Annotated in this window: 8 protein-coding genes; all 8 read left to right on the top strand. The window is 46.3% G+C overall.

Going from position 1 to position 13,581, the window contains the following annotated elements; genetic code table 11:
• The first annotated feature begins 392 nt into the window (after positions 1 to 392).
• The 8 genes from NC996_RS12520 to NC996_RS12555 all read left to right on the top strand — a co-directional run bounded on the left by NC996_RS12520 (position 393) and on the right by NC996_RS12555 (position 13,467).
• The gene (locus tag NC996_RS12520; RefSeq protein ID WP_190690643.1) at positions 393 to 6,389 is read left to right on the top strand and encodes an AAA family ATPase; all 5,997 of its coding nucleotides are present in this window, start codon (positions 393 to 395) and stop codon (positions 6,387 to 6,389) included.
• Positions 6,386 to 7,015 carry a response regulator transcription factor gene (locus NC996_RS12525; protein ID WP_190428507.1) on the top strand — a complete coding sequence of 210 codons (630 nt, stop codon included), beginning with the start codon at positions 6,386 to 6,388 and terminating at the stop codon, positions 7,013 to 7,015. Before NC996_RS12520 ends, NC996_RS12525 begins: the two co-directional genes overlap by 4 nt.
• Before the next feature lie 208 nt (positions 7,016 to 7,223).
• Positions 7,224 to 7,763 carry a DsbA family protein gene (locus NC996_RS12530; protein ID WP_190690642.1) on the top strand — a complete coding sequence of 180 codons (540 nt, stop codon included), beginning with the start codon at positions 7,224 to 7,226 and terminating at the stop codon, positions 7,761 to 7,763.
• A gap of 346 nt (positions 7,764 to 8,109) precedes the next feature.
• Entirely contained in the window at positions 8,110 to 8,841 is a 732-nt protein-coding gene (locus tag NC996_RS12535) for a cupin domain-containing protein (protein WP_199303401.1), read from the top strand.
• Positions 8,842 to 8,966: 125 nt separating this feature from the next.
• On the top strand, positions 8,967 to 9,716 hold the full coding sequence (locus tag NC996_RS12540) for an SDR family oxidoreductase (RefSeq protein ID WP_190690640.1): 750 nt from the start codon (positions 8,967 to 8,969) through the stop codon (positions 9,714 to 9,716).
• 48 nt (positions 9,717 to 9,764) lie between these two features.
• Positions 9,765 to 10,154: a DUF302 domain-containing protein gene (locus NC996_RS12545; protein WP_190690638.1), complete on the top strand. Its 390-nt coding sequence runs from the start codon at positions 9,765 to 9,767 to the stop codon at positions 10,152 to 10,154.
• A gap of 74 nt (positions 10,155 to 10,228) precedes the next feature.
• Positions 10,229 to 10,879: an MOSC domain-containing protein gene (locus NC996_RS12550; protein WP_190690636.1), complete on the top strand. Its 651-nt coding sequence runs from the start codon at positions 10,229 to 10,231 to the stop codon at positions 10,877 to 10,879.
• 275 nt (positions 10,880 to 11,154) lie between these two features.
• Positions 11,155 to 13,467: an alpha/beta fold hydrolase gene (locus NC996_RS12555; RefSeq protein WP_190690635.1), complete on the top strand. Its 2,313-nt coding sequence runs from the start codon at positions 11,155 to 11,157 to the stop codon at positions 13,465 to 13,467.
• The last annotated feature ends 114 nt before the right edge of the window (positions 13,468 to 13,581 follow it).

The raw sequence follows: 13,581 nt of genomic DNA on the forward strand, positions 1-13,581 counted from the left end.
ATATGGCTTTAGCTGTCCCATCTAAACCCCTAAAAATTTAGCGACCAGGATGCTCTTTCCAGTGTCCGAAAAGTACCCCATTAATTGTCCCATCTAGGGAAGAGTCTAATTGGTACGTCTCATTGAGGCTGGAAAGCGCTTCTTGAAATGACTACTCGGTCAGTGTTTTAGCCTTAGCGTAAGTTTCTGTTCCATTACTACTCAACCCCTGTACTAATCGTTTTCCCTGGCAAGAAGGATAAATTTCTCATTTGAGAATGTTGGAATTATCCAGAATGACTGGAAAACCTAAACAGGGGATTCAAACTCTAAGTGTGAGGAAGTATATTCATGAAGCGTGCCTGTCTGACAGGCGCTAACTCAGCTCATGAAATTCATTGGGAGAGAGTTCAATGATTGCCCTACCTGGAATTGCCTTCCATTGCAAAATCTATGAGAGTTCAGTATCTCTAGTGTATCGGGGCATCAGAGTACAAGATGAGCGATCGCTCGTAGTTAAGCTACTCAAGCAAGATTATCCCTCTCCCCAAGAACTGACACGCTACAGGCAAGAATATGAAATTACCCGTTCTCTCAACCTGGAAGGCGTTGTTAAGGCATACAGCCAGCAAGACTATCAACGCACACTCGTCATTCTCTTAGAAGATTTTGGTGGAGAGTCTCTAGAGCAATGGATACACAAGCGACCAGAGACTTTCTGCCCGATGCCCTTAGCTACTTTTCTACCGCTTGCGATCGACCTGACAAACATTCTAGGCAGAATCCATGCCGCCAATGTTATTCATAAAGATATCAATCCAGGAAACATCGTTTTCAATCCGGATACTGGCGTTGTTAAAATTATTGACTTTGGGATTGCTACCCAGTTTAGCCGTACAAATCCGACGTTCAAGAGCCATTATGGTTTAGAAGGAACTCTTGCCTATTTGTCTCCAGAGCAAACCGGGCGCATGAACCGTTCGCTCGATTACCGCACCGATTTTTACTCGCTCGGTGTGACGTTCTACGAACTGTTAACCGGACATCTGCCGTTTCCCACAGCAGACCTCCTTGAGCTAGTTCATTGTCATATTGCCAAACACCCTGTTCCGCCCCATGAACTGAATGCAACGATTCCCAAACCTGTTTCAGATATGATTTTGAAACTGATGGCGAAAAATGCTGAAGAGCGTTATCAGAGTGCTTGGGGTATCAAAGCAGATTTAGAAACAGGTTTTTGCCAGTTCGCAGAAACAGGTCAAATTGACAGTATTCAAATGGGTATTCAAGACGTTTGCGATCAGTTTCAAATTCCACAAAAACTGTATGGGCGCGAAGCAGAGATTGAAGCATTATTAGCAGCGTTTGACAGAGTAGCAGGAATGGGGAATGAACAATTGAGACTGAAGAATGAAGAAAATTCTGAATTCAAAGTCGAGATGATGTTGGTCTCTGGCTACGCTGGGGTTGGGAAATCAGCATTAGTGCAGGAACTCTACAAACCTATTACTGCAAAGCGCGGTTATTTTGTATCTGGTAAGTTTGACCAATTTGGGCGCAATATTCCCTACAGCGCGATCGCCCATGCCCTGCAAAAATTGGTGCAGCAACTGCTGGGTGAACCCGACGAGCAATTGCAACAGTGGCGATCGCGTTTCCTCACAGCCTTGGGAAGCAACGGACAAATCATCATTGATGTGATCCCTGAAGTTGAATTGATTATTGGCAAACAGACACCCGTTCCAGAAGTTGGTGCAACGGAAGCTCAAAATCGCTTCAATCGAGTCTTTCAGCAGTTCATTCGGGTATTTGGTTCAGCAGAACATCCCTTAGTGATCTTTCTGGATGATCTTCAGTGGGTAGACTCAGCAACACTCAAGTTAATTGAGTTGATAATGACAGATGTCCAGACGCAATATCTGTTTCTGATTGGAGCCTATCGAGATAATGAGGTGAATTGCTCGCATCCACTCACGATAATGCTGGAGGGACTCAGAAAAGCGGGAGTAAATACTAGCCAAATTACGTTAGCACCGTTGGGACTAAACGCGATTGCACAACTGATTGCAGACACATTACACAGTGACATCAGTACAATCATCTCACTGGCAGAATTAGTATTGCAAAAAACAGGCGGAAATCCCTTTTTTGTCAATGAATTTCTAAAAACGCTCTATGCAGAAAACTTATTAAGCTTCGACCTTGAAAATCTTAGTTGGCAATGGGATATCACTCACATTGAAGGCAAGAACATCACGGATAATGTGGTGGAGTTGATGCTTAGGAAACTGAAAAAACTGCCTCCAGCAACTCAGCGAGTTTTACAATTGGCCGCTTGTGTTGGTGCTAATTTTGATTTAAGCACCCTCTCTATCATCTGTGAAAGCTCACATGGGGAAATTTTTCCGGAACTAATAGCCGCGGCTCAGTCAGGTTTAATTGTGCCGACATCTGAGTTAGATGAACAACTCCTGGTTCAGGATTACAAATTCTTGCACGATCGTGTGCAGCAAGCCGCCTACACCTTGATTGATGCGTCACAGAGACAAATCATTCATCTGCAAATTGGTCGTAATCTCCTCGAAAAAACGTTACCAGAGCGATTAACAGACAGACTGTTTGAAATTGTTGATCACTTAAATCAAGGAATTGAGCTTGTCACCGATCAATCGGAACGCAATGAAATTGCCAAATTGAACTTGCTGGCAGGTCAGAAAGCAAAAGGGGCGATCGCTTACACGATTGCTAAAAAATATTTAGCATCAGGAAGAGAATGCCTGACAGCGTCTAGCTGGCAAACAGAGTATGACTTGACCTTAGAGTTATTTTCAAAAACAACAGAAGTCGCATATTTATGTGGAGAGTTTGAAGGTGTAGACCAATGGGCAGGAGTCGTTCTGCAAGAGGCTAAAACGGTTCTCGATATCGTGAAAGTTTACAAAGTCAAAATTCAGACCTACATGGCGCAGAGCCAGCCATTGAAAGCAATCAATACCGCATTGCAGGTTTTGCAGCAACTGGGAATTAGTTTTCCCAAAACACTCAGTCAGTCAAATATTCGCCTTGAACTAGACGCAATCACATCTCTCTTTGGGGAGAAACCGATTGGAGACTTAATTCATTTGCCCCAAATGACCAAGCCAGACAAGTTGGCCGCGATGCGAATTCTATCTAGTATCACAGTTGCTGTTTATATCGCGGCTCCTGATTTGATGCCTCTAGTTGTATCTAAACAGGTCAATTTGTCAATCCAGTATGGCAATGCTTCTGTGTCTCCCTTTGCCTATGCCACCTATGGATTTATTCTTTGTAGGACAGCCGAAAACATAGAATCTGGCTATGAGTTTGGACAGATTGCTTTAAGGCTGTTGTCACAGCCGAATACCCATTCACTCAAAGCTAGGACATTCTTATTCTTAAATGGCTTCATCATTCCGTGGAAAAAACATATTAGAGAAACACTGGAGCCATTCTTAGAAGGCTATCGAAGTGGACTAGAAACTGGGGACTTAGAGTTTGCTAGCTATTGCGCTCACAATTACTGCATCCACGCCTTTGTGGCTGGAAAGGAACTCGCCGAGGTTGAACGCGAGATGGCGACATACAGTGAAGCAATTCGTCAAATCAAACAGGAAGCAACACTCCTCTGGATGCAAGTATATCGGCAGTCTGTCTTAAACTTGATCGGATGCTCGGTCAATACAACCCGTCTAGTTGGCGAATCCTATAATGAGGAGAATGGATTGCCACTACATGAAGCAGCAAATGATGAAGTCTTAATCTTTGACGTCTACTTAAACAAGCTTTTGCTATGCTATCTATTTTGTAATTATGTTCAGGCAGTTGAAAACTCAACCATAGCGGAACGTTATTTAAACCGCGTCACAGGGTCACCTTTTTTTCCTTTATACTACTTCTATAACTCTCTTTCAAGGCTTGCAATTTATCCTGAAAGCAGCTCTCAAGTGCAGGCAGAAATACTCAAAAAAGTTGCTCTGAGCCAGGACAAAATGAAGCAATGGTCACATTATGCGTCCATGAATCATTTGCATAAATATCATCTAGTTGAGGCAGAGAAAGCACGAGTTTTGGGGCAGTTACTTGAGGCAGAAGAGTTCTACGAACAAGCGATTCAAGGGGCTAGAGACAACGAGTATCTTCAAGAAGAAGCATTAGCCTATGAATTAGCTGCCAAATTTTACCTATTGCGTGGTAGAGAAAAGTTTGCCCAAACCTACATGAAAGAAGCTCACTACTGCTATGAACACTGGGGAGCAGTTGCAAAAGTCAAAGACTTGGAAACTTGTTATCCACAGTTCTTTCCTCAGTCATCGAGTTTAGCTGACACACGAATTCGCACTAATGCTGGCACCACCTCGAACACCTCACATATCGCTTTTGATTTGGCGACGGTGATGAAAGCATCTCAAGCGATTTCGAGTGAAATTGAACTAGATCAGTTGCTCCGTTCCTTAATGCAGATATTAATCGAGAATGCTGGCGCACAAACAGGATTTCTGATTTTAGAAAATTCAGGAGAATGGGTGATTGAAGCTGCCTGTGAACTCAATGATGGTGCGAATTGTGCTACACAAGTACTGCAATCAATTTCAATGGTAAATTGCTTACCCGAATCCATTATTCAGTATGTGATCCGGACTCATGAACCTGTCATCTTAAATGATGCTATTCATGAAGGTAATTTTATCTATGAGCCATACATTCAACATCACCAAACTCAATCACTGCTCTGTTTGCCGCTGCTCAATCAAAGTAAGCTCGTTGGTGTGTTGTATCTGGAAAATCAATTAATAACTGGGGCGTTTACATCAGAGCGATCGCAGATTTTACATCTGTTATCATCCCAGGCAGCGATCGCGATCGAAAATGCCAGACTTTATTCAAAGCTACGCGCCAGCGAAAGCAAAATGACTCAATTTCTAGAAGCAGTTCCGGTGGGCGTTGCCGTCATTGATGCGACGGGTCGCCCTTACTATGCCAATCAACGGGGCATTCAGCTCATGGGCAAAGGGATTGATCCTGCTGTAGCGCCGGATAAAATCGCAGAGGCTTATCAATTTTATGTGACGGGAACAGAACAAAACTATCCCACTAAGAAACTACCTATTATCCAGGCATTGAACGGCGAACGCACCACAGTTGATGATCTGGAAATTCACCAAAACAATGTAACTATTCCAGTTGAGGTGTGGGGGACTCCTGTCTTTGACGAACAGGGCAAGGTAGTTTACGCGATCGCAGCCTTTCAAGACATCACAGAGCGCAAACAAGCAGAGAAACTGCTAGCCGACTATAACCGAACATTGGAACAACGAGTAATTGAGCGGACTTTGCTGCTTTCGCAGGAGATTGAAGAGCGCCAACGAATTGAAAACGCCCTGCGCCAGAGTGAAGAGCAACGCAGGCTGACAATGGATTTCACCCACATCGGCAGTTGGAACTGGAATATCGTGGAGAATACAACGAACTGGAACGATAACCACGCTCGATTGCTGGGGTTGGTCCCCGGTGAAGTTGAGAGTAGCTATCAGGCATGGCGCGATCGCGTTCATCCAGAAGATATTCATCGGATTGAGCAAGCTGTTACAGCAGCTCTAGCAACTCATACCGATTTTGAAGCTGAATATCAAGTGATCTACCCAAATGGTAGTATTCACTGGTTGGTTGGCAGAGGTCGAGGCATTTATAACGCAGCCGGACAGCCTGTGCGAATGTTGGGTGTGATTCTTGATATTAGCGATCGCAAACTCGCTGAAGCTGCCTCGATTCTGGAAGAACGCAACCGCATGGCGCGAGAAATCCATGATACGTTGGCACAGTCCTTCACGGGCATTATCATTCACGCTAGGTCTGCTGCTAGCAAGATAACGGTAGACCCAGAAAAAGCTCAAGCTTACCTGGCTCAAGTACAAAACTTAGCCCGAACTGGACTCACGGAGGCACGCCGCTCTGTAGAGGCGCTACGCCGTCCATACTTATTAGAAAATAACGATCTGTTAAGCGCTTTCAAGCAACTGGCAACCCAGTTAGAATCATCCTCTGATACGACAATTATGTGTGAAGCCATCGGTATTCCCTATCCACTACCCTCTGAGGTGGAGAATAATCTGCTCAGGATTGGACAGGAAGCCTTGACTAATGCACTGAAGTACGCCAGAGCAACCGAAATTCGCGTTGAACTGATATATCAGTCCACGCAGTGCAGATTACGAATTAAGGACGATGGACAGGGATTTCCCATTGATCGTTCTTCTAGCCACAATGGCTTTGGTTTATTAGGGATGTCAGAACGTGCCCATCGCATTGGGGCACAACTCCAGATCCAGAGTAATCCTGGACAAGGAACAGAAATTGCGGTGTCCGTAAATCAGCAGGAAAAACCATCATGAATCAATCTAATGCCATTCGTGTTCTGGTTGTAGACGATCACCCGGTTGTGCGTCAGGGCTTGGTCGGGATGCTAGAAGAAGTGCCAGATATTCTTGTTGTTGGACAAGCTGGAAATGGTCAGGAGGCACTTGCTGTCTTTCGTCAAGAACAGCCAGATGCAACTTTGATGGACTTGCGAATGCCCCAGATGGATGGAGTCGCTGCGATTACTGCCATCTGCACCGAGTTTCCTGCTGCTCGGATTATCGTATTGACGACTTACGAGGGCGATGAAGATATTTATCAGGGATTACGGGCAGGAGCCAAAGGATATTTACTCAAAGATGCTGAGCCAGAAGAATTGCTGGCTGCTATTCGCACCGTTCACAAAGGACAGAAGCACATTCCACCTCAGGTAGGTGCCAAACTCTTAGAGCGCATGACGAGTCCAGAATTAAGCGATCGCGAGTTAGAGGTACTTCAACTCATTACAACGGGCAAGAGTACCCAAGTCATTAGCAAGGCTCTACATATTACTGAACGCACTGTCAACTTTCATATCAATCATATTTTAAGTAAGTTGGGTGTAGAGGATCGCACTCAAGCGGTGATCGTTGCATTGAGGCGAGGCATTGTTAGCTTGTAGCGTCATACCTGTTAAATTTGTCAGGTTATCAGTTGCCTAATTTGTCAGCTTATATTCTGAAGTTTTTCTCAGCGACAAAATCGACTTAACTCTCTAAATTGAGAGTATGCAACAGATAACACAGAGGTATTGATTTACCCAATTTTGAAAGATGTTTTATAGCAATCATCTGTCTCTACCTGCTGCACTCCTTTCCTAAGAGGTGCCAATGAGTCTCGGTGATTATTATAATCGGTTGCTTGTGCCAATTTCTGAACAAGATCATATTCAGGGATTGGTGAGCGCTTCAGTGGCACTCGTTGAATATGGTGACTATCAATGTCTTATTTGTGGCGAAGCTCACCAATTAATCAAGGCGATCCAGCAACAGCTATACGACTTATGCTTTGTATTTCGCCACTTTCCACAGCCGCAAATACATCCTTATGCCCAACGTGCAGCCGAAGCGGCCCAAGCGGCAGCCGCCCAAGGTAAGTTTTGGCAGATGCATGAGATTTTGTTCACCCATCAACAAGCGTTAGGAAACGATCATCTTGTGGAGTATGCCAATAATTTAGGACTTGATATCCCTCAATTTCTGCAAGATATATCAAGTAAAGTACATATCAATCGCATCAATCAAGATATCGAAAGTGGATTAAACAGTGGAGTAACGGCTGCCCCAGCACTGTTTATTAATGAAATTCGCTATATCGGTCGCTGGAATATTGACCAGTTGATGGCAGCAATTATCACTGTAAGTAATTGATGTTCCTGGTTTTTAATCCTAACTAATGTCTCATTGAGGAAAACTTTATGACATCCATTCTATTACTGTTTAAAAATGGTTTTGAGTGCTATTCAGTTTTTAAGTTAAATTTATTTTTTGGGCAATTCAGATATATAGTTGCACTTCAGAATGCTGAAATTGAACTTAACTTAAAACCTATCTTGGAAAACTTTCCTGGTTTAAATTAGCCGAACGTCAAAGAATAGGGATAGTTCATTCGGAATCAGGTGAAACACATTTGCACTGAGCTTGCACGATCAAACACTAGGAAACCCACTCTAGCAATGTGTTCTAAACCGTGAAGTTTAGATAGGGAGACAAACTAATGAACCGTGATCGGCAATACCTTTACTCCACTGCTATCGATAATCCTGAAAAGTTGCAAAGCCTGCCGCAACACCTCAACAGCTCCAGTTTGAATCATGTATTTACCCATATTGCACAAGAGGTTACTCAGCGGCTTCAGTCATCTCAGGATTTTCCAGTTCATCGAGACAGCAATCCTGATGAGGCGATAGCGATTCAAGCGATCGCACATTTGCAGCGATTGACCCCTCTGACTAATAAGGCTATTAAACATCAACTTTATAGCTATCCACAAGGAGAAAAGAGCAATCTTATGACACAATCTTTCTGGCTTTTGGGCAATCGTATCACCATCATTGCCGATCACACTACAACAGGTGGTCAGTACGATCTAATCGAGGGCTACAACCCTCCGGGTACACTAACGCCCCCCCATCGCCACACGCGCTATTCCGAACAACTCTACGTGCTGGAAGGGGAGCTTACGGTCTGGGCGGGTAAGAACAAGGCTGTGCTAACCCCTGGCGAAAGCTTTCTGATTTCTCCTGGCACTCCTCACGTCGTTGGCGTGCTCAGCGATAAACCAGCGCGTGCATTAGTCGTTGCTGCACCCAGCGGTTTTGCTCGGTTGATTGCAGCAACCGGGACGGTAGATGAGACAGAACCAACAGACCTGGCGCTATTTGAACGCATTGCTGCTGAGATAGGTGACGAATTTCTGGGTGCGCCCGGAGATCTACCCCCCACATGAGGTGATGCGGGAAAACTTTTTAGCGCAGATCGTCAACATCAGGCTGCTCCTCATCGTTCTCGTGTTGAAAGCAACCCACCGCAAACTACTCTTTCACCCCTCAACAACCACAGGACTGATCCAAAATGAAAAAACTAGAAGGAAAAGTTACTCTTGTCACCGGCGGTACCAGCGGCATCGGTCTTGCCACTGCCAAGCGCTTTGTTGCTGAAGGTGCCTATGTCTTCATCACGGGTCGTCGCCAAACTGAACTTGATGCTGCCGTCAAAGAGATTGGTGAAAACGTCACGGGTGTTCAGAGCGATGTCTCAAATTTGGCAGACCTGGATCGTCTGTTCGCCACGATTGAGCAAAAGCAAGGACACCTTGATGTGATCTTCGCCAATGCTGGCGGTGGGGAACTCGTCCCACTTGGAGCCATCACCGAAGAACACTTTGACAAAACGTTCAACACTAATGTCAAAGGACTGCTGTTCACTGTGCAGAAGGCACTGCCTCTGTTGCCCCTGGGCGCTTCCATCATTCTATGCGCCTCGACTACTACTACTATGGGTACCCCAGCCTTCAGTGTTTACAGCGCTACCAAAGCCGCCGTGCGTTCGTTTGCCCGTAATTGGATTCTCGATCTCAAAGAACGCAATATCCGGGTTAACGCCATTAGTCCCGGCGTGGTTCCTACTCCTGGTTACGATCACTTGGGACTCAGTGGTGAGCAGGTGCAGGAATTCATAGACAGCCAAGCCAGCGTTATCCCCCTGGGAAGAGTAGGGACGCCCGATGAGATTGCCAAAGCTGTTGTCTTTCTCGCTTGTGACGACAGCAGCTTTGTCAACGGCATCGAGTTGTTTGTCGATGGCGGTATGGCACAGATTTGAAGTGCCTTAAAAATACCCATCACCAAAACCATTGAGGAGTTCGCGGCTATGAATGCAATTAACGGCATCATCAGTCAGCCCAGCCCATATTCAGTAATCAAAACCATCGATCACTTAGAAGCTATCCTTCAGGCAAAAGGCATCACCATTTTTGTCCGCATCGATCAACGAGCTGAAGCGAAAAAAGTTGGACTCAGCCTGCGTCCGACACAGTTATTGCTATTTGGCAACCCTGAAGCCGGAACACCGCTCATGGTTGCAGAACCGACGAGCGCTCTGGATTTACCCCTGAAAATACTGGCATGGGAAGCGGCTGACGGTAAGGTATGGCTGAGTTACAACGATCCTGATTACTTAAAACAGCGATTCTCTCTCTCCGATGAGTTGGTCAAAAACATCGCGGTCATTGCACCTTTACTCAATCAAGCACTCCGATAAGCAACTCATTCATTTTTTCGATATCCCATGTTGGCTGCCGTAATTGAATGCAATCCAAAACTTTGGAGCTAAAGATGAAACTCATCTGTGTCAACGTCGGACTTCCGCGTGAAGTAACTTGGAAGGGAAAAACAGTTACAACTGGAATTTTCAAAGAGCCAGTCAGCGAACGGGTGATGGTACGATCTCTCAATTTAGACGGTGATAGGCAAGCCGATCTAACCGTTCATGGAGGAGTAGACAAAGCCATATATGTCTATCCCTTCGAGCATTATGATTACTGGCAAAGTGAATTGCCTGATACAGAGTTCCCGCCAGGTATCTTTGGCGAAAATTTCACGATCACTGGGCTGAAAGAAGAGGAAGTGAACATTGGCGATCACTTTCACATCGGCACTGTAAAACTGATGGTGACACAACCTCGCCTACCCTGCTACAAACTTGGGATTCGGTTTGGACGACCGGATATGGTTAAACGATTTCTCGCGAGTCGTCGAACCGGATTTTACTTTCGTGTTTTGCAAGAGGGCGAAGTCGGAGCTGGAGACACTTTAGAGTTGGTGAGTCGAGATGACAACAACATCACTGTTGCTGATATCACTCAACTTTATGTTCGCCAGGAAGACAATCCAGAGTTACTTCACCGTGCTGCTCAACTGGAAGCTTTACCCGAAAGTTGGCGCGACTACTTCCAGGAGCAAGGTCGTCGTCAGGATGTGAGATAAATTAACCTGTCGTAAAACTTCACCAGTTGAAGAAGGTTCTCTCAGCATGGCTTCACGTCCATCAGCCACTACTTATAGGGCACTTTCCTGTAACGATTGAAATAACTGGATGGAGATAACCTGTAATTACTCTTTGAGTTAAGATTTAAACGCTTTAAAGCCGTCTCTAACTTGTCGCTTAACTCAGCAAACTTCAGTGTTCTGAATCAAATGAATATTGAACAATGAGAACAACAGAACGCCTGTTTCTCATACTTCTACAACGCATATATTCCATGACCACATATCGCACAGTCTCAATCGATGGTTTAGATATTTTCTATCGTGAAGCGGGTTCTCGCGACAACCCAACGATTCTGCTGTTGCATGGCTTCCCGACTTCCTCTCACATGTTCCGCAATCTCATACCTGCACTTGCGGATTCCTTCCATCTGGTTGCCCCTGATTACCCTGGCTTTGGCTATAGTTCCATGCCTACGGTGGATGAGTTTGATTACACATTTGATCGCCTTACCGAAGTAATGGCAGGCTTTATCGATGCGATCAGCTTGAAACGCTACAGTCTTTACTTGATGGACTATGGCGCTCCTATTGGCTATCGCCTTGCAACGCAGAATCCAGAGCGGGTAGAGTCGCTGATTGTGCAAAATGGCAATGCCTACGCGGAAGGGCTAGGTGATTTCTGGCAACCAATGCGAGCTTTTTGGCAGAACAAGACACCTGAGAATACCGAGCGGGTGCGTCAGGCTCTAGCTATCAAGGGCGCGAAATGGTATTACACCACTGGAGCGAGAAATTTAGAGTCCCTCAGTCCCGATACGTGGACTTTGGATGAAGCGCTTCTCGATCGCCCTGGTAACTCGGATATTCAACTGGCATTGAAGTACGACTATCAATCCAATTTGTTGCTGTATCTGCAATGGCAAGCCTACCTGCGTCAGTATCAACCCCCAACGTTAGTCGTGTGGGGCAAAAACGCTCAGGGCTTTTTAGTCGAAGGAGCCTATGCCTACAAACGTGACTTGCAGAATCTTGAGTTTCATCTACTCGATACCGGACACTTTGCCCTGGAAGAAGATGGGGACGTGATCGCAGATCATATTCGCTGCTTTCTGACCACCCACGTTGTAGAGAACACCATGATCGACAGGACAACAACGACCGATCCCGATTTTGATGCCCGCGAGGCACTACGCCTGCTCGGTCCCGATCCCGAAAACTGGGTACCCGATCGCCCTGGCATCGATCACAATGTCACTATAATAGGTGGCAGCGGCAGCGGTAGCACCTTTGTATTTGCGCTACGCCGTGCTGGAATCGGTCGTGTGACGGAGATCGATGCAGCCGATGACGAGGCTCATGCAGGCGTATGGCTGACGCGAGCGCGGATGAAAACGCTCCGCACGCCGAAAAATCTGCCTGGTCCAGAACTAGGCATCCCAGAATTGTCCTTTCAAGCCTGGTACGAAGCTCGGCACGGTGCGGCAGCCTACGCGCAGATCGATCACATTGGGCGAGTGGCTTGGGCTGAGTACCTCAGTTGGTATCGGCAATTCCTCGGTATCCAGGTTCGTTACCGGACGAAGTTGGTGCGGATTGAGCCAGATGCAGGTTTCTTCCGCTTACACCTTGAGGTAGACGGTGTCCCGCAGGTAGAAACTACGCGCAAAATTATCTTCGCCAATGGCGTGGCTGGCACTGGTGGTCCATACATACCTCCAGTACTGGCTGACTTACCACGCACGCTGTACGCACATACCGCCGATGCCATCGATTTTGAAGCACTGCGCGGTAAGACTGTGGCAGTGCTGGGTGCAGCGGCTTCAGCTTTCGATGCAGCAGGAGTGGCGTTGGAATCGGGAGCTAAGGCAGTACACCTATTTGTACGGCGGTCAGAGCTTGCATCTCTGTCATTACTGCGGGTACGGGACTATCCTGGCGCTTATGACAATTATCCTCAACTACCCGATGCAGTTCGCTGGTTCCAGGCTTGGCGCTTTCATCAAGCAGGCACCGCGCCACCACCGAACTCGATTAAGCGAGCGATCGCCTTCCCGAACTTTCACATCCACCTATCTGCACCTTGGAAATCGGCACGGAAAATGGGTGATCGCATTGCTATCCAGGTGAACGATGATGTTTCCGAGTTTGATTTTGCGATCGCTGGCACTGGTTACTTCGTTGACCCAACAAAGCGTCCCGAACTAGCCGACTTTGCCCAGCATATTGCCCTCTGGCGCGATCGCTACGAGCCACCAGAAGACCTGCGCGACGACAATTTGGGGATGCACCCTTACCTCGGTAGCGCCCACGAATACCAAGAAAAAGTACCTGGCACTGCCCCTTATCTGAAAGACATTCACGTATTTAATCCTGCTGGTTTGGTCAGCTTCGGCTTGCCAGTCGGTGACATACCTAGCATCCGCCGCGACGTACCTGCAATAGTATCGTGCATCAGTCACGACTTGTTCTTTGAGGACTGGGCGCATCATGAGGCACGTATCACAGGTGATATTGCCCCCGATTTTGAGAACTCGCTCTATGCTGCTGCGGTGTGGAAACAACCGATCAAGGCAGCAACCCGCTAGGTTAACAACTTTTTCACCAGTAACAAATAGTTCTGGCTGGGAAACGATGTCAGTAGAAAGTGATTGCCATTCCACAACCACTACTGATCAAGCATCACTGTTAAATCAACTCAC

Origin of the sequence: Trichocoleus sp. ST-U2 (assembly GCF_039961875.1) — a bacterium.
Taxonomy (GTDB): domain Bacteria; phylum Cyanobacteriota; class Cyanobacteriia; order Cyanobacteriales; family FACHB-T130; genus FACHB-T130.

Coding starts and splice junctions, on each gene's coding strand:
- NC996_RS12520 (WP_190690643.1), top strand. CDS start 393: ATGATTGCCCTACCTGGAATTGCCTTCCATTGCAAAATCTATGAGAGT.
- NC996_RS12525 (WP_190428507.1), top strand. CDS start 6,386: ATGAATCAATCTAATGCCATTCGTGTTCTGGTTGTAGACGATCACCCG.
- NC996_RS12530 (WP_190690642.1), top strand. CDS start 7,224: ATGAGTCTCGGTGATTATTATAATCGGTTGCTTGTGCCAATTTCTGAA.
- NC996_RS12535 (WP_199303401.1), top strand. CDS start 8,110: ATGAACCGTGATCGGCAATACCTTTACTCCACTGCTATCGATAATCCT.
- NC996_RS12540 (WP_190690640.1), top strand. CDS start 8,967: ATGAAAAAACTAGAAGGAAAAGTTACTCTTGTCACCGGCGGTACCAGC.
- NC996_RS12545 (WP_190690638.1), top strand. CDS start 9,765: ATGAATGCAATTAACGGCATCATCAGTCAGCCCAGCCCATATTCAGTA.
- NC996_RS12550 (WP_190690636.1), top strand. CDS start 10,229: ATGAAACTCATCTGTGTCAACGTCGGACTTCCGCGTGAAGTAACTTGG.
- NC996_RS12555 (WP_190690635.1), top strand. CDS start 11,155: ATGACCACATATCGCACAGTCTCAATCGATGGTTTAGATATTTTCTAT.